This is a genomic window from Nocardioides sp. NPDC004968, assembly GCF_040608935.1.
GTDB lineage: Bacteria > Actinomycetota > Actinomycetes > Propionibacteriales > Nocardioidaceae > Nocardioides.
On record NZ_JBEXJF010000010.1, the window covers coordinates 55,879 to 74,118 of the forward strand.

General features: G+C 71.3%; 18 protein-coding genes. 10 read left to right on the forward strand and 8 right to left on the reverse strand.

The features are described from left to right. The first annotated feature begins 67 nt into the window (after positions 1-67). From ABZU72_RS12810 to ABZU72_RS12830, 5 genes are all read left to right on the forward strand, one after another. Positions 68-823, forward strand: a complete 756-nt coding sequence (locus ABZU72_RS12810; RefSeq protein ID WP_355019227.1) for a class I SAM-dependent methyltransferase — start codon at positions 68-70, stop codon at positions 821-823. Positions 824-903: 80 nt separating this feature from the next. Next, positions 904-1,347 carry a MarR family winged helix-turn-helix transcriptional regulator gene (locus ABZU72_RS12815; protein WP_355019228.1) on the forward strand — a complete coding sequence of 148 codons (444 nt, stop codon included), beginning with the start codon at positions 904-906 and terminating at the stop codon, positions 1,345-1,347. A 24-nt stretch (positions 1,348-1,371) separates the two neighbouring features. Continuing rightward, positions 1,372-3,822, forward strand: a complete 2,451-nt coding sequence (locus ABZU72_RS12820; RefSeq protein WP_355019229.1) for an MFS transporter — start codon at positions 1,372-1,374, stop codon at positions 3,820-3,822. Positions 3,823-3,828: 6 nt separating this feature from the next. Beyond that, positions 3,829-4,647: a YceI family protein gene (locus tag ABZU72_RS12825; RefSeq protein WP_355019230.1), complete on the forward strand. Its 819-nt coding sequence runs from the start codon at positions 3,829-3,831 to the stop codon at positions 4,645-4,647. 171 nt (positions 4,648-4,818) lie between these two features. Then, positions 4,819-5,703: a LysR family transcriptional regulator gene (locus ABZU72_RS12830; protein ID WP_355019231.1), complete on the forward strand. Its 885-nt coding sequence runs from the start codon at positions 4,819-4,821 to the stop codon at positions 5,701-5,703. A gap of 17 nt (positions 5,704-5,720) precedes the next feature. Here ABZU72_RS12830 and ABZU72_RS12835 read toward each other — a convergent pair whose 3' ends face one another. After that, entirely contained in the window at positions 5,721-6,653 is a 933-nt protein-coding gene (locus tag ABZU72_RS12835; RefSeq protein WP_355019232.1) for an AraC family transcriptional regulator, read from the reverse strand. 191 nt (positions 6,654-6,844) lie between these two features. Between ABZU72_RS12835 and ABZU72_RS12840 the strand changes: the two genes are divergently transcribed. Further along, positions 6,845-7,420 (forward strand): flavin reductase family protein, encoded by a 576-nt coding sequence (locus ABZU72_RS12840; RefSeq protein ID WP_355019233.1) that lies wholly within the window; start codon positions 6,845-6,847, stop codon positions 7,418-7,420. A 32-nt stretch (positions 7,421-7,452) separates the two neighbouring features. Next, positions 7,453-9,033 (forward strand): 4-hydroxyphenylacetate 3-hydroxylase N-terminal domain-containing protein, encoded by a 1,581-nt coding sequence (locus ABZU72_RS12845; protein ID WP_355019234.1) that lies wholly within the window; start codon positions 7,453-7,455, stop codon positions 9,031-9,033. A 55-nt stretch (positions 9,034-9,088) separates the two neighbouring features. Here ABZU72_RS12845 and ABZU72_RS12850 read toward each other — a convergent pair whose 3' ends face one another. Next, the gene (locus ABZU72_RS12850; RefSeq protein WP_355019235.1) at positions 9,089-9,424 is read right to left on the reverse strand and encodes a hypothetical protein; all 336 of its coding nucleotides are present in this window, start codon (positions 9,422-9,424) and stop codon (positions 9,089-9,091) included. 57 nt (positions 9,425-9,481) lie between these two features. On the opposite strand from ABZU72_RS12850, the gene ABZU72_RS12855 reads away from it, so the two are divergent. After that, positions 9,482-9,940 carry a MarR family transcriptional regulator gene (locus ABZU72_RS12855; RefSeq protein ID WP_355019236.1) on the forward strand — a complete coding sequence of 153 codons (459 nt, stop codon included), beginning with the start codon at positions 9,482-9,484 and terminating at the stop codon, positions 9,938-9,940. 15 nt (positions 9,941-9,955) lie between these two features. Here the strand turns inward: ABZU72_RS12855 and ABZU72_RS12860 are convergent, their stop codons facing one another. Beyond that, positions 9,956-10,306: a metalloregulator ArsR/SmtB family transcription factor gene (locus ABZU72_RS12860; RefSeq protein ID WP_355019237.1), complete on the reverse strand. Its 351-nt coding sequence runs from the start codon at positions 10,304-10,306 to the stop codon at positions 9,956-9,958. Positions 10,307-10,395: 89 nt separating this feature from the next. On the opposite strand from ABZU72_RS12860, the gene ABZU72_RS12865 reads away from it, so the two are divergent. Further along, positions 10,396-11,718 (forward strand): NAD(P)-binding domain-containing protein, encoded by a 1,323-nt coding sequence (locus tag ABZU72_RS12865; RefSeq protein WP_355019238.1) that lies wholly within the window; start codon positions 10,396-10,398, stop codon positions 11,716-11,718. Here the strand turns inward: ABZU72_RS12865 and ABZU72_RS12870 are convergent. Together ABZU72_RS12870 and ABZU72_RS12875 are read right to left on the reverse strand one after the other, a co-directional pair. Next, positions 11,705-12,154 carry an arsenate reductase ArsC gene (locus ABZU72_RS12870; RefSeq protein WP_355019239.1) on the reverse strand — a complete coding sequence of 150 codons (450 nt, stop codon included), beginning with the start codon at positions 12,152-12,154 and terminating at the stop codon, positions 11,705-11,707. The two genes, ABZU72_RS12865 and ABZU72_RS12870, sit on opposite strands and share 14 nt — an antisense overlap. A 30-nt stretch (positions 12,155-12,184) precedes the next feature. Beyond that, positions 12,185-12,856, reverse strand: coding sequence for an ArsR family transcriptional regulator (locus ABZU72_RS12875; RefSeq protein WP_355019240.1), 672 nt, complete (start codon positions 12,854-12,856; stop codon positions 12,185-12,187). Positions 12,857-12,902: 46 nt separating this feature from the next. Between ABZU72_RS12875 and ABZU72_RS12880 the strand changes: the two genes are divergently transcribed. Next, positions 12,903-13,619, forward strand: a complete 717-nt coding sequence (locus tag ABZU72_RS12880; RefSeq protein WP_355019241.1) for an MIP/aquaporin family protein — start codon at positions 12,903-12,905, stop codon at positions 13,617-13,619. On the opposite strand, the gene ABZU72_RS12885 is transcribed toward ABZU72_RS12880, so the two are convergent. Genes ABZU72_RS12885 through ABZU72_RS12895 form a run of 3 tightly spaced genes read right to left on the reverse strand, consistent with a single transcriptional unit; the run spans position 13,606 to position 18,220 of the window. Continuing rightward, positions 13,606-14,337, reverse strand: a complete 732-nt coding sequence (locus ABZU72_RS12885; RefSeq protein ID WP_355019242.1) for an alpha/beta hydrolase — start codon at positions 14,335-14,337, stop codon at positions 13,606-13,608. The two genes, ABZU72_RS12880 and ABZU72_RS12885, sit on opposite strands and share 14 nt — an antisense overlap. Next, positions 14,334-15,557, reverse strand: a complete 1,224-nt coding sequence (locus ABZU72_RS12890; protein ID WP_355019243.1) for a benzoate/H(+) symporter BenE family transporter — start codon at positions 15,555-15,557, stop codon at positions 14,334-14,336. Before ABZU72_RS12890 ends, ABZU72_RS12885 begins: the two co-directional genes overlap by 4 nt. Then, complete coding sequence (locus tag ABZU72_RS12895; RefSeq protein ID WP_355019244.1) at positions 15,554-18,220, reverse strand: LuxR family transcriptional regulator; 2,667 nt, start codon at positions 18,218-18,220, stop codon at positions 15,554-15,556. The genes ABZU72_RS12890 and ABZU72_RS12895 overlap by 4 nt, the downstream gene beginning before the upstream one ends. Positions 18,221-18,240 lie beyond the last annotated feature (20 nt).

The window sequence follows — 18,240 nt, forward strand, 5'->3', positions numbered from 1 at the left end:
GCGCCTGCGCCTGGAGATACCGAACTTGGGGCTGTCGGCGTAGCCAACGGCGGACCTAGCCTGAAGCATGGGGTTCGACGTTGCGGCGGAGAGGTATGCCCGCTTCATGGGCCGCTACGCCGAACCCCTCGCACCCCACTTCGCGAACTTCGCCCGGGTCAGCATGGGCCAGCGGGTGCTCGACGTCGGCTGTGGACCGGGCACGCTCACCCGCCATCTCGTGACCCTCACCGAGGCCCACCTGGTGGCCGCGATCGACCCCTCGCCACCGTTCATGGAGACGGTCGCACGGCAGCTGGCCAGGGTCGATGTGCACACCGGTGTGGCCGAGGCGCTCCCCTTCGCCGACAACTGGTTCGACGTCTCGCTGGCCCAGCTCGTCGTGCACTTCATGACCGACCCGGAGGCCGGGATCAGGGAGATGGTCCGGGTCACCCGGCCCGGCGGCACCGTCGCGGCGTGCGTCTGGGACGGCGACACCGGTGCCGTCGCGCCGTTCTGGGCCTGCGTGCACGAGATCGACCCGGAGGCCGAGGACGAGGCCCTGCTCGCCGGCTCCCGGCTGGGTGACCTGGAGAAGCTGTTCAAGAAGGTCGGCCTCCGCAAGGTCGAGCCGAGCGGCCTGGTCGTCCGCATCACCCACCCCACGTTCGAGGACTGGTGGGACCCGTACACCTTCGGCGTCGGGCCGGCGGGCGACTACGTGCAATCCCTCGACGACGCCGGGCGCACCGCGCTCGAGGAGGTCGCTCGGCGCCGGTTCGGCAACGGCCCGTTCACCGTGACCGCGACGGCCTGGGCGGCCCGCGGCACCGTCGCCTAGCAACACGCCCGGTCCTGCCGGATTTGCATTGGACCCCTATCCTCCATATGGTTGTAAAAGTCAACCAACTTGGAGGGATGATGATCGGGCACGCGACGTACCAGGAGCTGATCCATCAGCTCAGCGAGGTCGGAGCCGTACGGAAGGGCCTCGTACGCAGGCTTCCGCCCGAGCTGTCGGCCGGCTCCGCGGGGGTGCTGACGATGCTGCGTCGACACGGCGACATGACCATGAGCGAGCTCACCGAGCTGCTCGCCGTGGACATCTCGGTGACCAGCCGACACGTGGCGTGCGTCGCCGACCAGGGCTGGATCGAGCGCTCCCCCAACCCGGCCGACGGCCGCTCCCGCATCCTCCGTCTCACCGACGCCGGGCGCGACCTGCTCGACAACGCCTCCCACCAGCTCACCGACCTCATCGCAGACCGGCTCAGCGGCTGGGACGAGCGCGACGTACATGAACTCGTACGGCTCGTCACCAAGCTCCGCGACAGCCTCGGCCACTGCGGCACCACCAGCAACTAGGCAGCACCACCAGAAAGGAAGTCCATGGCAACGACGACAGCCGCGCGGACTCACGCCGGTCCACCGGGACGCCCGTCCGAGGGCTCACCCACCTCCCATGGCGAGATGTCCCACCGCGAGATCATGGAGGCGCTCTCGGGCCTGCTGCTCGGCATGTTCGTGGCGATGATCTCCTCCACGATCGTCTCCAACGCGCTGCCCGAGATCATCGCCGACATCGGCGGCGGGCAGTCGGCCTACACCTGGGTGGTCACCGCCTCCCTGCTGACCATGACGGCCACCACCCCGCTGTGGGGCAAGATGTCCGACCTGTTCAGCAAGAAGCTGCTCATGCAGATCGCGCTGGTCCTCTTCGTGGCGGCCTCGGCCGTCGCCGGCTTCGCCCAGAACCCGGGTCAGCTCATCGCTGCCCGGGCGGTCCAGGGCATCGGCATGGGCGGTCTGACCGCACTGGCGCAGGTCATCATGGCCGCGATGATCTCCCCACGTGAGCGCGGCCGCTACTCGGGCTACCTCGGCGCCGTCTTCGCGGTCGCCACCGTCGGCGGCCCGCTGATCGGCGGGGTCATCACCGACGCCGACTCGCTCGGCTGGCGCTGGTGCTTCTACGTCGGCATCCCGTTCGCGGTGATCGCCTTCATCGTGCTGCAGAAGACCCTGCACCTGCCCGTCATCAAGCGCGAGGGCGTCAAGGTCGACTGGGCCGGCGCGTTCTTCATGGCCGCCGGCGTCTGCCTGCTGCTCGTCTGGGTCACCTTCGCCGGCGACAAGTACGACTGGGCCTCCTGGGAGACCGCAGCCATGGTCGGCGGCTCCGTGCTGCTCCTGCTGATCTTCGTCCTCGTCGAGTCGAAGGCCGCCGAGCCGATCATCCCGCTGCGGCTCTTCGCCAACCGGACGATCACGCTCTCCTCGCTCGCCTCGCTCTTCGTCGGGGTGGCGATGTTCGCCGGCACGATCTTCTTCAGCCAGTACTTCCAGCTGGCTCGCGGCGAGTCGCCGACGATGGCCGGGGTGATGACGATCCCGATGATCGCAGGGCTGTTCCTCTCCTCGACCGTCTCCGGCCAGGTCATCACCCGCACCGGGAAGTGGAAGGCCTGGCTCGTCGTCGGCGCCGCCCTCATCGTCGGCGGGCTGGGCCTGCTCAGCACGATCCGCTACGACACCGAGTACTGGCACGTCGCCATCTTCATGGCGATCCTCGGCCTCGGCGTCGGCATGACGATGCAGAACCTGGTCCTCTCCACGCAGAACCAAGTCGCACCCGCCGACCTCGGCGCGGCCAGCTCCATGGTGACGTTCTTCCGCAGCCTCGGCGGCGCGATGGGCGTCTCCGCGCTCGGCGCGCTGATGGCCCACCGGGTCACCGACTACGTCCAGGACGGCCTTGCCGACCTCGGTCCGCGCTACGCCGCGCTGGCGCAGGGCACGTCGGGCGAGATCCCGGACATGGACAAGGTCCCCGAGCCGCTGCGGTCGGTGCTGGAGAGTGCGTACGGGCACGGCATCGCCGACATCTTCATGGTCGCCGCGGGCGTAGCCGTTATCGCGCTGCTGTTCGTGGTGTTCATCAAGGAGGTCCCGCTGAAGACCAAGGGCGGGCTCGCCCAGGCCGCCGCGGAGGCTGCCGAGGTCGACCGACCTGCAGCGGTCGCCGAGGCCGTCGCCGGGGTGCCCGAGCAGCACGCTGCCGCCCTCGCGCCGGTCAACAACGGGATCGCTCTGCACGGCTTCGTCCGCGGCGCCGGAAGCATCCCCATCCCGCACGCCGCGGTCACGCTGATCTCGCTCTCCGGGCGCCAGCTCGGCCGCTCGGTCGCCCACGCCGACGGCTCCTACGCGGTGGACGCGCCGGGGTCGGGGACGTACGTCCTGATCGCCTCGGCCGACGGCTTCCAGCCGCAGGCCTCCACGGTGGTGGTTGGCGGTGAGCCGGTGGCGTACGACCTCCTGCTCAGCGGCACCACAGGCCTCAAGGGCATCGTGCGCGGCGGCGAGGACGGCGCGCCGGTCAAGGACGCGATGGTGATCGTGACCGACGTACGCGGCGACCTGCTCTCCACCGGAACGACCGTCGCCGACGGCACCTTCTTCATCGACGAGCTGGTCCCGGGGCCGGCGACGGTCGCGGTCAACGCCGAGGGCTACCGCCCGCGCGCGGTGCCGATCGAGATCGGCGCCACCGGCCTGACCCGGATCGAGGTGGAGATGGTCACCGGCGCTCGCCTGACCGGTGTCGTCAAGGCGGCCTTCGGGCCCCTCGCCGACGCCCGGGTGACGCTGGTCGACGCGGCCGGCAACGTGGCCGGGACCGCGACGACCGGCCCGGACGGGGCGTACGCCTTCGCCGATCTCGACAGCGGGGACTACACGGTCCTGGCCACCAGCTACCCGCCGGCGGCCGGCGCCGTGAGCCTCACCGGCCACGGTGTGGACGGCCACGAGATCGTCCTCTCCCACCCCGAGGACTGATCCGCGATGGCACTGACCGCAAAGATCCGCACCCGCGACGGCTGGGCCGTGGCGCACGCGGTCGTCACCCTCACCGACACGGCCGGCGGTCAGGTGCTGCGCGCCGAGGCCGACGAGGACGGTGTCGTCACCGACGACACCGTCCTCGCCCCCGGGCCGTACGTCGCGATCGTCACCGCGATCGGCTGGTCCCCCACCGCGGCGACCGCGATCGTCACGGCCTCGGGGACGGCTGCGCTCGGCGCGGTCACCCTGACTCGTCAGGGGGACACGTCGCTCCCGGCCCCTGGGCCGTGGACGATCGACCCCGCCCACTCCACCGTCGGCGCGGTCGCGCAGCACCTGGGCATCTCCAGCGTGCGCGGCCGGTTCACCGACTTCGCCGGGGTCGTCGAGATCGCGCCGGACCATCTGGAGAAATCCCGCGTCGAGGCCGTCATCCGTGCCGCCTCGATCGACACCGGCAACCGGATGCGCGACGACCACCTTCGCAGCGGGGACTTCCTCGATGTCGAGGCGTTTCCCCAGATCGTCTACCGCTCCACCGGCCTCACCCCCGCCGGATCGGACCGCTGGACCGTCCACGGTGAGCTCTCGATGCACGGGCAGACCCGCTCCGTCGACCTCGACGTCGCCTACCTCGGCACCGGCCCGGACGCCTGGGGCGGCACCCGGGCCGCCTTCCGCGCCACCGCTCAACTGCGCCGCGAGGACTTCGCGATGAACTACAACCAGGCCGTCGCCGCCGGCATCGCCGCCATCGGCACGACCCTCAAGGTGGAGCTGGACATCCAGGCCGTCCAGGGCGACTCCCTGCCAGCCTGAGCCCCACGACAGCCGAGACGTCAGTTGCGTCGGCCGAGGCGTCAGTTGCGTCGGCCGAGTTGGCAATGCGGTGCCATCTCGGCCGACGTACGCGACGCCTCGGCCGACGTACGCGACGCCTCGGCAGGCTGAATCAGTGCCGGACGACTGAGACTCTGCGAATATGAGTGCATGGAGCTGCGCCATCTTCGCTACTTCGTCGCGGTCGCCGAGGAGCGGCATTTCGGCCGGGCGGCCGAGCGGCTCCACATGGCGCAGCCGCCGCTGTCACAGCAGATCCGCCAGCTCGAGGCCGAGCTGGGGCTGACCCTGCTCACCAGGACGACGCGGCGGGTCGACCTGACACCGGCTGGTGCTGCGTACCTGGAACGGGCGCGGGAGATCCTCGGCGCCGTGGACGCCGCCGCCCACGAGGCCGCGAGCATCGCCTCGGGGCGGCGCGGGCGGCTGCTGATCGGGTGCGTCGGGTCGGCGACGTACTCGCTGCTTCCCGCCCTAGCGCGCACCCTGCGCGCCGAGCTGCCGGAGGTGGAGTTCGGGTTCCGGGGCGAGATGCTCTCGCCGGATCAGGCCGCGGCGCTCACCGACGGCACCCTCGACCTCGGCCTGCTCCGCCCCCTTCCCGACTCCCCGGGCCTCTCGATCACCCACCTGCGGCAGGAGAACCTGCTGGTCGCGATGCCGAAGGACCACCGGTTCGCCGGCCGTCGCCGCGTACGCATCGCCGACCTCGACGGCGAGGGCCTCGTCATCCACGCCGGCGGCGGCCGCTCGGCGATGAACGCGATGATCCAGGAGCTCTTCGACTCCGCCGGGATCCGCAGCCACATCGCCCATGAGGTCGCCGAGACCTCCACCCTGGTCACCTTCGTCGCAGCCGGCCTCGGCGTCGCCATCGTCCCCGAACCCACCGCGGCCCTCGCCGTCCCGGGCGTCGTGTACGTGCCCCTCACCGGCACCCCCGGCGTCGAGCTCGTCGCCGCCACCCGTGCCGGTGACGAGAGCCCGCTGCTCACCCGCGCGCTCGCCATCCTGGCCGGCCTCAGCAACAGCTAGCCGATTCGGCGAGGGGGTCAGCGGCAGCGCAGGGTCTGCGACGGGGTGACGCCGTAGGTCTGGCGGTAGGCGGCGGCGAAGCGGCCGAGGTGGGTGAAGCCCCAGCGGTAGGCGACCTCGGCGACGGTGTCGCCGCGGCTGGCGAGCAGGTCGGCGTGGACCCGTTCGAGGCGGATCTCCTGCAGCTTCTGGGTCGGCGTGCGGCCGAGGTAGCGCTGGAAGCCCTGCTGGAGGCGGCGGATGCCGACGTCGGCCTCGCGGGCGAGATCGGAGACGGCCCATTCGCGCGCCGGGTCGGCCTCCATGGCCTCGACGACGCGGGAGACGATGCGGGGCCGGACGGAGCCCACGGCCGGCTCCTCGGGGAAGCAGGCGGCGACGAAGGCGGCGGTCAGCGTCCCGGCCAGCCGCGTCCTGACCCGCTCGTCGCCCACCAGCGCCGGGTTGCGCATGGCCTCCGTGCCGAGCGAGCCGAGCAGCCCGATCCAGGCGCGGGCGCCATGGGCACGCAGGTCGAGCTGGGCGGGCAGCCGGTCGGTGTGCAGGCCGACCAGGGCCGCGACCTCCTCGACCAGGTAGTCGCGGTCGACCCGCATCCCGACGATGGAGCAGTCGGCCGACCAGCGCGTCATCTTGGTCTGCCGGTCGGGCGGGCACACGGTCGCCTGGCCGTCGAGCGAGAGCACATGGGCGCCACCGACGTTGGCCTCGAGCACACCGCTGCGCGGGACGTTGACCGCCCAGGCACCCGGGTGGTCCGACTCCACCGACACCTCCGCGCCCCAGCCGATCCGGGTCAGCCGGACCGGACCGAGGTCGACCGCACGCAGCTCCGCCGGGCGCGCGGGTCGGCCGCGCATGGTCAGGGCATGCGGGAAGTACGCCCGGGCGACCTCGTCGGAGAAGCTCTCCATGTCGCCGGACGATGCGGTGAGAGTGCCGGTGCTCATCTGTCACCCCCTAGTGACGTCCTTCACATTAACAGCGCATTCACCCCTCGCCGAGGGCGTCCGGAAACCCGGTGCGCAATCCGGACAGCCCGTTCGCAGAGCGGATCGCCGCCCTCGTGATCCGGATCTAGCGTCGTCCTCCGACGTGACCGCCGGCACACATCCTGCGGCCCCGACGAAGGAGGAGCTCCATGGACCCACGCACGCTGCGGTCGACCTTCGGCCGCTTCGCGACCGGCGTCACCGTGATCACCTGCCGCACCCCCGACGGCGCCCACCACGGCGCCACGGTCACGGCGTTCACCCCGATCTCGCTCGATCCGCCGCTGGTGCAGGTCGCCCTGACACGTACGTCCAAGGCGGCCGCCTATCTCGAGGGCGCGGCCTTCGCGGTCAACGTCCTCGCCGCCGACCAGAGCGACGTCGCCATGCACTTCGCCGGCCGCCCCGGCAGCGACCCGCTCCCCTGGCGCGAGGGTGCGACGGCGCCGCGGCTGGGCGGGACGGCCGCGACGCTGGTGTGCCGCCCGTGGCGTACCGACGACGGCGGGGACCACCTGCTGTTCCTCGGGGAGGTCGTCGAGGTGATCACCACCGACCGCAAGCCGCTGCTCTTCCACGACAGCGCCTTCCACCACATCGGCAACCCGTCCTCCGAGGTCGTCTGGCTCGGCTGCCAGGACGACCCGAGCACCGGCTGGTTCGACGCGACCACGTCGTTCACCGCCATCGAAGTCCCCGCGATCCCGCGATCCACCCACTACTGATCCGACCGAGACCCGATCCAAGGAGAAAGACCATGACCGACACCCTCGCCCCGGAGCAGCACTCAGGCCCCCCGACCACCAATCCCGCCGCCGGTTCCCCGGCCAACAAGCAGACCAACTTCGCCTCCCGGCCGATGACCGGCGATGAGTACATCGAGAGCCTGCGCGACGGTCGCGAGATCTACCTGCACGGCGAGCGGATCGAAGACGTCACCACGCACCCGGCCTTCCGCAACCCGGTGCGGATGACCGCGCGCCTCTACGACGCGCTCCACACCGGTCCGCACGTCGACGAGCTCACCGTGCCGACCGACACCGGCAACGGCGGCATCACGATGCCGTTCTTCAAGACCCCGACATCCTCGGCCGACCTGCTCAAGGAACGCGACGCGATCGCACGCTGGGCCCGGATGACGTACGGCTGGATGGGCCGCTCACCCGACTACAAGGCCAGCTTCCTCGGCACCCTGCACGCCAACAAGGAGCTCTACGCCCCGTTCCAGGACAACGCCGAGCGCTGGTACCGGGAGTCCCAGGAGAAGGTTCTCTACTGGAACCACGCGATCATCAACCCGCCGGTCGACCGCCAGCTGCCGCCGGACGAGGTCGGCGACGTCTACATGAAGGTCGAGAAGGAGACCGACGCCGGCCTGATCGTCTCCGGTGCGAAGGTCGTGGCGACCGGAAGCGCGATCACCAACTACAACTTCATCGCCCACTACGGCCTGCCGATCCGCAAGAAGCAGTTCGCGCTGATCTGCACCGTCCCGATGGACTCCCCCGGCATCAAGCTGATCTGCCGCTCCTCCTACACCGAGCAGGCTGCGCAGAACGGCGAGCCGTTCGACTACCCGCTGTCGAGCCGGATGGACGAGAACGACACCATCTTCATCTTCGACAAGGTGCTCGTGCCCTGGGAGAACGTCTTCATGTACGGCGACGTGGAGCGGATCAACTCGTTCTTCCCGCAGTCGGGGTTCCTGCCGCGGTTCACCTTCCAGGGCTGCACGCGCCTGGCCGTCAAGCTCGACTTCATCGCCGGCCTGCTGATGAAGGCGCTCGACGCCACCGGCTCGGGCGGCTTCCGCGGCGTACAGACCCGGGTGGGTGAGGTGATCGGCTGGCGCAACCTGTTCTGGTCGCTCACCGAGTCGATGGCCCGCGACCCCGAGCCGTGGGTCGGCGACGCGGTCATCCCGAAGCTGGAGTACGGCCTGACGTACCGGATGTTCATGATCCACGGCTATCCGCGGGTCAAGGAGATCATCGAGCAGGACGTCGCCTCCGGGCTGATCTACCTGCCCTCCGGCGCCGCCGACTTCAAGAGCCCCGAGGTGCGGCCGTACCTGGACAAGTACGTCCGCGGCTCCAACGGCATCACCGCCGTCGACCGGGTCAAGGTCATGAAGGCCCTGTGGGACTCGATCGGCTCCGAGTTCGGCGGCCGTCACGAGCTCTACGAGCGCAACTACTCCGGCAACCACGAGAACGTGAAGGCCGAGCTCCTCTTCGCCGCCCAGAACCGCGGCGGGGCGGACGCGATGAAGGGGCTCGCCGAGGAGTTCCTGGCCGAGTACGACCTGGACGGCTGGACCGTGCCCGACCTGTTCTGACCGACAGGTCTTCCGCTGATCAGGCGGCGCCCCTACCCCCTGGGGGGCGCCGCCCTCAGCGCAGGATGTACCAGAGCCCGACCGCCGCCGGCAGGACACCGAGAATCAGCCACGGCGTGAACGGGCTGCGCCGGTGGATGAGGAACCCGCCGGCCAGGCCCAGCACCCCGAAGGCTGCCGCGATGATGCACAGCCCGATCCGCGAGCTCTGGTAGACCGGGTCGATCGCCACGGCCCCGATGACCAGCCCGACCGCCAGGTGGGCGACGGTGAACACGACGAGGACGGACGCGACCCACTGCTTCACGTGGGTGAGCGACTTGTCGTTGACGGGCCGGATCGGGTTGTCCGGGTCCATCAGGTGGCGTGGTCGTCGCGGTTGATCGTTCACGGTCTCATACTTACCAGGCCAACTGTTTGCGCACCAACTATTGGTACGCTAACTCACATGCCGACGAAGAAGGATTCCCTCTCGGAGATCGAGAACCCGCTCGCACTCGATCAACAAGTCTGCTTCGGCCTGGCCGTCGCCGCACGCAGCGTCATCGGCCTCTACCGGCCCCTGCTCGAGCCCATGGGGCTGACCCACCCGCAGTATCTGGTCATGCTGGCCCTCTGGGAGGAGGAGCCTCTCCGTGTCTCCGAGCTGAGCCGCAAGGTGCAGCTCGACCCCGGCACCCTCTCGCCGCTGCTGAAGCGCCTCGAGGCCCAGAACTACATCCGTCGCGAGCGCAACAAGCTCGACGAGCGCTCGCTCGCCGTCGTCCTGACCGAGCGCGGTCGCGCACTCCGCGACGACGCCGAGAAGATCCCACCCGCCATCGTCGAGCGCCTCGACATGAGCGTCGACGAGCTCATGGAGCTCCACCGCCGGCTGCTGGAGGTCATCGCCGCGGCGACCCGGTGAGCCCCGCCCAGCACGCTAGGAGCTGGATGCCAGCGCGTCCGCGAGCGAGTCGAGGACGCCGGGGACGATGGAGAAGTAGGCCCACCGGCCGCGCTGCTCGCGGGTGACGAGCCCGGCCTCGACCAGCAGCTTCATGTGATGGGAGACCGTCGGCTGGGAGAGCCCGACCGGCTCGGTGAGGTCGCAGACGCAGGCCTCCTTGTCCTCGGCGGCGGCGATGATCGAGAGCAGCTTGACCCGGTTGGGGTCACCGAGCGCCTTGAACATCCGCGCCAGCGCCTCGGCCTGGTCGTCATCGAGGACGCCTGCGGTCACCGGCGAGCAGCAGGCAACGGCGGCGGACGGAAGCACGGGAAGAACGGTCATGAGGAAGAGTCTACCGAATGATATTGACGAACGTCGATACGTAGCCTAAGGTCGCCGTCATATCGACGTTCTTGAATCTGAGGAGCATCATGACCGACCTTCCCGTTGCCGTCATCGGCGCCGGCCCCCAGGGCCTCGCGGCCGCTGCCCATCTCCTCGAGCGTGGCCTCACCCCGCTCGTGCTCGAGCAAGGGAGCGAGCCTGCGGCAGCCGTCGCCGAGTGGGGCCACGTACGTCTCTTCTCGGCCTGGCCCGAGCTCGTCGACAAGGCCGCCGCCCGGCTCCTGGAGCCGACCGGCTGGACCGCGCCCACTCAGGGCTACCCGACCGGTGCGCAGTGGCGCGAGCGCTACCTCGCCCCGCTGGCCGACACCCTCGGCGACCACGTCCGCTACCGCACCACGGTCACCGGCGTCTCCCGCAAGGGCCGTGACCGCCTGGTCGACGCCGACCGTGCCGAGCAGCCGTTCGTCGTCCACGTGACCGGCGCGGACGGCACCGAGGAACGCATCGAGGCGCGGGCCGTCATCGACGCCTCCGGCACCTGGCGCCGGCCCAACCCGGCCGGTGCCGACGGGCTTCCGGCACTCGGGGAGCGTGCGGCGCACGCCGCGGGCGCGCTCGGCTACGCCGTTCCGGACCGCGCCCACCCTGAGGCGTACGCAGGCCGGCACACCGTCGTGATCGGCGCGGGTGACTCCGCGTTCAACGCCGTCAACGAGCTCACCGCGATCGCCAGGGAGCACCCGGGAACGAAGATCACCTGGGCGATCCGCCGCGCGGTCTCGACGAACACCTTCGGTGGCGGCGAGGCCGACGAGCTCCCGGAGCGGGGCGCCCTCGGCGTACGCGCGAGGAAGGCGGTCCAGGACGGCTCGGTCGAGCTGGTGACCGGGTTCCGCACGGAGCGGGTGGATGGCGCCACCGTCATCGCCGAGGACGGTCGCGCCATCGAGGCCGACCAGGTGGTCGTGCTGACGGGATACCGGCCGGACACGAGCTTCCTCAGCGAGATGCGCCTCGACCTCGACCCGACGCTGGAGGCGCCGCGCAACATCGCGGTCCAGATCGACCCCAACCTGCACTCCTGCGGCTCGGTCAGTGCGACCGGCGCCAAGGACCTCGCCCAGCCCGAGCCCGACCTCTACCTCGTCGGGATGAAGTCCTACGGTCGCGCGCCGACGTTCCTGGCGATGACCGGCTACGAGCAGGTACGCAGCGTGGTGGCCGAGCTCGCCGGCGACCACGACGCGGCCGCCCGGGTGGAGCTCGAGCTCCCCGACACCGGGGTCTGCGGCGGCGCCGGCGTCTTCGACGACCCGGAGAGCGCCAACGGCGGTGGCTGCTGCGGGACCCCCGCGCCGAGCGAGGAGATCTTCACGATCAGCCGGACGCCGATCACTCTCTCGTGATCGAGCGCTCCGGCGTCACGCCGAGCTCGCCGAGCAGGGTGAGCACTCGCTGCTCGATCTCGTCGCGGATGCCGCGCACGTGCTCGATGCCGCCGCCCTTCGGGTCGGTGACCTTCCAGTCGTCGTAGCGCTTGCCGGGGTAGAACGGGCAGGAGTCGCCACACCCCATGGTGATGACCACGTCCGCGCTCCGGACGACCTCGTCGGTCCAGGGCTTGGGGAACTCCCCGGAGATGTCGATCCCGAGTTCACCCATGGCCTGGACCGCGACCGGGTTGATGGCGGCGGCCGGAGCCGAGCCGCCGGACCAGCCGATCGCCTGGTCACCGGCGTAGTGGGCGAAGAAGCCGAGCGCCATCTGAGAGCGGCCGGCGTTCTCGACACAGAGAAAGAGGACGGCCGGCTTGGCGTCCGTCGCTGATCCGTCGGTGTTCATCGAGTGGTTCTCCTTGCGTGGGGTGTGGGGTCAGGAGTCGAAACGGGAAGCGAGCGTCCGGATCCGGTGCTCGAGTTCGACGTACGCAGTGTCGAAGGCCTCGGGGCCCTTGCCCACCGGGTCGGGGATCGACCAGTGCAGCTCACCGCGGACCTTCGGCGCCTCATGGGCGCGGTCACAGACGGTGACCACAAGATCGTCCGGGTCGAGCACGTCATCGAGATGGCGGGGATCGACGACGGGGAGATCCAGGTCGTGGCGGGCGGCGACATCGACCGCCCCTGGATTGATGTGCTCGGCGGGGTGGGTGCCGGCGGATGCGGCCGGGATCGGGCTGACCTGGCGCCACAGGGCCGCGGCGAGGTGGGATCGCGCCGAGTTGCCGGTGCACACGAACAGGACACGCCTGGGCACCGCCACGGGGGACGCGGTGCCCAGGCTCTCGAGAACGTCCTGCTCGAGGTGCAGGTACGTGCGCCTCCCGTCGCCCTCGGAATGATGACGGGACACGACGCCTGCGCTCACCAGAGTCTGCACGTGGTGAGCAAACAAGTTCGACGGGACATTCAGCATCCCGGCGAGCTCTGTGGGGGAGGCATCACTCATCTGGAGGCTGTCGACGATCCGAAGTCGCACCGGATCACCGAGCGCTGCGTGCATCTTGGCCCGGCGTACCAGCTCCGGCTGTCTCTCAACCTCCATTGACTCAATGTTGACTGAGTAATCGTCGAACGTCAAGAATGCGAGCGTGATCTCTTCCCTTCCGCGCCGCCTGCTGGCCGAGTTCCTGGGCACTGCCCTGCTCGTCGCCGTGGTCGTCGGCTCCGGCATCGCCGCCCAGCAGCTCTCCCCCGACGACGTCGGCCTGCAGCTTTTGGAGAACTCGATGGCTACCGTCTTCGGGCTGGCCGCGCTGATCCTGATGTTCGGTCCGGTCTCGGGGGCACACTTCAACCCGGTGGTCTCGCTCGCCGACTGGCTCCTCGGGCGTAAGGCCGGCAAGGGACTCTCGCTCGCCGAGGTCGGCGCCTACGTGGTCGCCCAGGTCGCGGGCGGGATCAGTGGCGCGGTGCTGGCCAACCTCATGTTCGACCTGGACGCGGTCACGATCTCGACCAAGGACCGCGCCACGACCGGCCACTTCGTGGCCGAGATCGTCGCCACGGCAGGCCTGGTGGCCCTGATCTTCGCCCTCGTACGCAGCGACCGCGGCGCCCTCGCAGCTCCTGCGGTCGGTGGCTACATCGGCGCTGCCTACTGGTTCACCAGCTCCACCTCGTTCGCCAACCCGGCCGTCACGATCGGCCGGGTCTTCTCCGACACCTTCGCCGGAATCGCACCGGGCTCGGTAGCCCCGTTCATCCTCGCGCAGCTCCTGGGCCTGGTCGCCGGCGTACTCCTGATCCTGGCTCTCTACCCCGACGCCGGCGAGCGGGCCGACGACGTCGTCGTCAGACCTGGCTGACCGCGGTGAGCAGGTGCGACCAGGCCGTCGAGGTCGGATCGCCCCAGGCGGTGTGGTCGGCGCCGTCGACCACCTCCAGACGTACGCCGGGGTGTGCTGCCGCGTAGCGCTCGGAGATCGCGAGCGGGATCACCCCGTCGGCGGCGCCGTGCAGGATCCGCACGGGGATCTGAGGCGCGAGGCCGAGCGGGTCGGCGGTGGCGTACGCCTCGGGTGTCTCGGACGGGGTGCCGCCGAGGAACTCCTCGACCGCGCCGTCACCGAGACCCTCCTGGCTCATCGTGGCCAGCGCGGCGGCGGGAGCCAGGGCCACGACACCGGTGACGAGGGTGCCTTCGCGGGAGGCCGCCCACAGGGCGAGCTGGCCACCGGAGGAGTGCCCGACCAGGGTGATCCGGCGGGGTGCGTCGTTGTGGATGGTCCACTCCCGGCCGCTGAGCTGGATCGACTCGATCGCGGTCTCGACGTCCTCGAAGGCCTGCCGCCACTGGCCGGGGCCGTGCCGGTACTCCACCGTCGCGGTCAGATGGCCCGCCTCGGCCAGCGCCCGGCCGGCCGACCAGGTGCGCATCCGGTCGGAGTCGCGCCACATCCCGCCGTGGAGCAGCAGCACGAGCGAGTCGGTCGCCTCCGCCGGTTCGAAGACGTCGGCGACCTGACGGGCGGTGGCGCCGTAGCGCATCGTCGCGTCGGGATAGGTGGTGTCGGTGGTGGTCATGACTTCTCCCTGGTGTTGTTTCGGCCGTCGTGGTCGAGCAGCACGCTGACCGCGACACCGACCACCAGCCCCCAGAAGGCGGAGCCGATGTTGAAGACGGTGATGTCGGCGACGGTCACCAGGAAGGTGACCAGCGCGCCGGTGACGTACGGCCCGCTGAAGGCGGTCTGGAAGGCGCCCTGGAGCGGCTTGAGCATGGCCAGGCCGCCCAGCACGGCGACGTACGCCTCGGGCATGGTGGTGATGACCCGCACCATGCCGGGAGCGAGCAGGCCGAACCCGATCGCGAGTACGCCGCACCAGATCGCCGCGGCATAGTGCCGTCGTCGCTCGCCCGAGGCGGTGACCAGCGCGTTGGTCGGCCCGGCCAGACAGGTGGACACGCCGCCGAACGGGCCTGCGACCAGCGAGGTCACCCCGCACCAGCCGGTCACCTGGTTCATCCGCGGGTCGTGGCCGGCGGCCCGCAGGACCGCCATGCCCTGGCCGTTCTGGACGACCAGGACGGTGATCAGGAGGGGGATGGTGAGCTCGATGAAGGCGGACCCGGTGAAGGCCGGCGTGGTCCAGACCGGGTCGATCATCCAGCGGCCGGAGACCTCGACGGCCGGCCGGTCGGCGAGGCTCACCGCGATCGCGCCGACCGCGAGCGCGACCAGCACCGCCGGGAGCCAGCGGGCGAGCCGTGGGACCGCGCTGACGGCGACGAAGGCGACCACCATCGGCCCGGCGATCGCCAGGTCGCGGTCGACGGCGAGGACCAGGTCGGTGCCGAATCGGAGGAAGACGCCGGCCACCATCGCCATCACGATCGGCATCGGCAGCAGGTGCATGACCCGGTCGACCTGCCGGGTCAGGGCCAGGGCGACCAGGAGCAGGGCCGCCATGACGAAGCCGCCGACCGTCTCCGGCCAGGTCGTGCCGGCGGCCATCGCCTGGCCGACGACCACGGTGCCGGGGATCGTCCAGAAGTAGACCAGCGGCTGCCGGCTCCAGCGCGAGGCGATGATCGTCAGCACCCCGTTGAGACAGAAGACCGCGCTCACCCAGGAGGCGACGACACCGGCGGAGAGCCCGGCACCCTGGCCGACGGCGAGAATCACCGCGACCGGTCCGGTGCAGGAGAACAGGAAGCCGATGAAGCCGTTGACCAGCTCGTGACGGCCCAGGTCGCGCCGCAGACCAGCCCTCGGCTCTCGGACGTCGAGGTCGGTGCTCATGGCTCCTCCGTCGGCTCGGCCGCCATCGCCGCGAGCTCGGTCCGGCTGCGTACGCCGAGCTTCGCGTAGATGCGGGTCAGGTGGTACTGCACGGTCTTGGGCGAGACGAAGAGCTGCGCGGCGACCTCGCGGTTGGAGAGTCCCGAGGCGACCATCTCGGCGACGGTCTCCTCCTGCGGGGTCAGGTCCACCGGGCCACGCTGGCCTCGCGGCGCCCGCACTCCCCCGGCGCGCAGCTCGCGCTGGGCGGCGTCGACGTAGGTCAGCGCCCCGATCCCGTCCCACAGATCGCGCGCGGAGGAGAGCAGCGCCTCGGCGTCGCGACGGCGGCCGGCCCGGCGCAGCGCCTGGCCGTAGGCGAAGGTGACCCGGGCGCGCTCGTAGCGCAGCGGCAGTCCGTCGAGCAGGCCGAGCGCGCGGTCGAACGTGTCCCGGACCCCGGCGAGGTCGCCACGGGCGCCGTGCCAACGGCCCCGGGCGGTGGCCAGCCTGGCCTGGGCGGAGCGGTGCTGCTCCTCACGGGCGCGGGTCTCATGGGGGCGGAGGAAGCCGTCGGCCTCGTCCAGCCTTCCCTCCGCGATCAGCGCGGCGGCGTACGTCTCGGCCCACGGCCAGATGGCCGGCTCGGTCAGCGCGCTGCCGGCTGGGGCCTGGGTGAGCGGCTCGAGGATGCGGAGGACGGCACGGAAGTCGCTGCGGGCCTCGGCGATGTGGGCGCGGGCGAGCAGCGCGGGCACGCGCATGATCTCGTAGCCCTGCGCCCCGATCTCCGCGGCGCGGGCGGTGCGGGCGGCGTCCTCCCAGCTGCCGCGCAGCAGGTGGGTCTCGGTGGCCGTCCACTCCAGCAGCGGGGTGACCAGGGCGATGCCGGACTCGGCGGCCAGCGCCCGGCCGGCCGCGACCGTCTGCAGGGCCGCCTCGCCCTCACCGGTCAGGAACTGCACGCGCGCCAGCCACGCCAGGGCCCACATCGAGATCCGGGTCGAGCCGCCGAGGACCCGCGGGTCGGTGACCCCCTCCAGGCGGCTGCGGGCCTCGTCGGGCTCGTCGGAGAGTACGTCGAGCCAGCCGCGGCCCATCGTGACCCGCTGGGTCTGAGCGCTGTGCCCGACACGGCGGGCGGCCAGGGCGTACGCCTCGTGGGCGTCCTCGAACCGCCCGGCCATCGCCAGCCCGAGCCCGCGGATCGCCGCCGCCTCGACTCCTGCCGCCGAGTCCCGGCCGGCAAGCGAGATCGCCCGGTCGGCCCAGGTGACCAGCTCGTCACCGCGGCACAGCGCCAGCGAGTGCAGGACGTGCCGGGTGGCGATCAGCGCGGCGGTCTCCGGCTCCCGGTCGGCGTTGACGATGTCCCAGGCGCGCTTGAGCCGGACGTCGGCCTCGGTGGCACGGCCGCGCAGGATCGCCAGATAGGCGAGCACCGCGTCGCGCAGCGGCGTCTCGCGCAGGCTCTCGACGATGGGGACCAGCGCCGCGGCGCCCATGCCGTCGCCCGCCGCGACCAGCGCGTCGACGGAGCGGATCAGCCGGTCGTCGCGCCGCACCGGGTCCTCGGTGAGTCGGCTGGAGTCGCGGTAGAGAGCCGCGGCCTCCGCCCAGGCGCCCTCGTCACCGCGTCGTTGGGCCAGCCGGGCGACCTCGTCGGCGAGGTCGGCGTCGGGCAGCGGGGTCGCGGCGACGAGATGCTGGGCCCGGCGGACCTCGTCGTCGACGATCGCGGCGGCGCGCTGGTGCGCGTCGGCGGCCCGGCGAGCGCCCATCGTGGCCAGCACGGCGACGCCGACCAGCGGCGTACGCCACCGGGGGCGGTGGTCGCGGGTGGTCTCGACCAGCCCGGCCGCGGCCAGGGCGTCGACCGCGGAGAGCGGGTCCTCGAGCCCGGCGAGGGCCGCGGCCTGGCCCAGCGACGCGTCCTCTCCCAGGATCGCGAAGGCCTCGGCGAGCGAGCGTCCGGCGGCACCGCACCCGGCGAGGGCGAGCTGGACCTCGTCGCGTACGTGGACCGGCGCGGGCAGCTGGGTGTCGGGCCGTGCCCAGCGGGTCGGCGGCAGCTCGTCGAGCAGCGCGACCGCGTCGCGCGGGCTGCCCGCCGTATGGCGGGTGAGGACCTCGGCCATCGACGGGTGCAGGACCCGTCCGCGCAGCGCGGCGAGCTCGCCGACCGCGGCCGCGTCCAGCCCCTCGATGCGTACGGTCTCGGCGGCGATCTCGCCGAGGAACGAGGTGGTGCGCGTGGCCGCGAGCACCACCAGCACCGGCACGTCGCGGTGCCGGCGCAGCGCGGACGCGATCGCCTGCAGCGAGAGCGTGTCGGCGAGGTCGGCGTCGTCGACCAGGACCAGTCCGGGCTCGTCGGCACACCCGGCCAGGGCTCGCGCGACCAGGGCATCGGCTGCGGCGACCGGGTCGGCCGGCGGCTCATCTCCGAGCAGCTGGCGGAGCACCGCTCCCGGCGAGTCCTGCTCCCAAGCACCGGCGCGCGCCGTCAGCGCCGGCGTCGCGACCCGGTCGGCCAGGCCGCGCAGCAGCGCGGTCTTCCCCAGGCCCGGGTCGCCGAGGACGAGGACGGCGGCGGAGCCGGAGGTGCGGGTGAGGGCCAGCCGCGAGGTGAGCTCGACGAGCTCCTCCTCGCGACCGACACACCCAGCTCGTTCTATGAGCACGGTCACACCCTAGGCCCCCT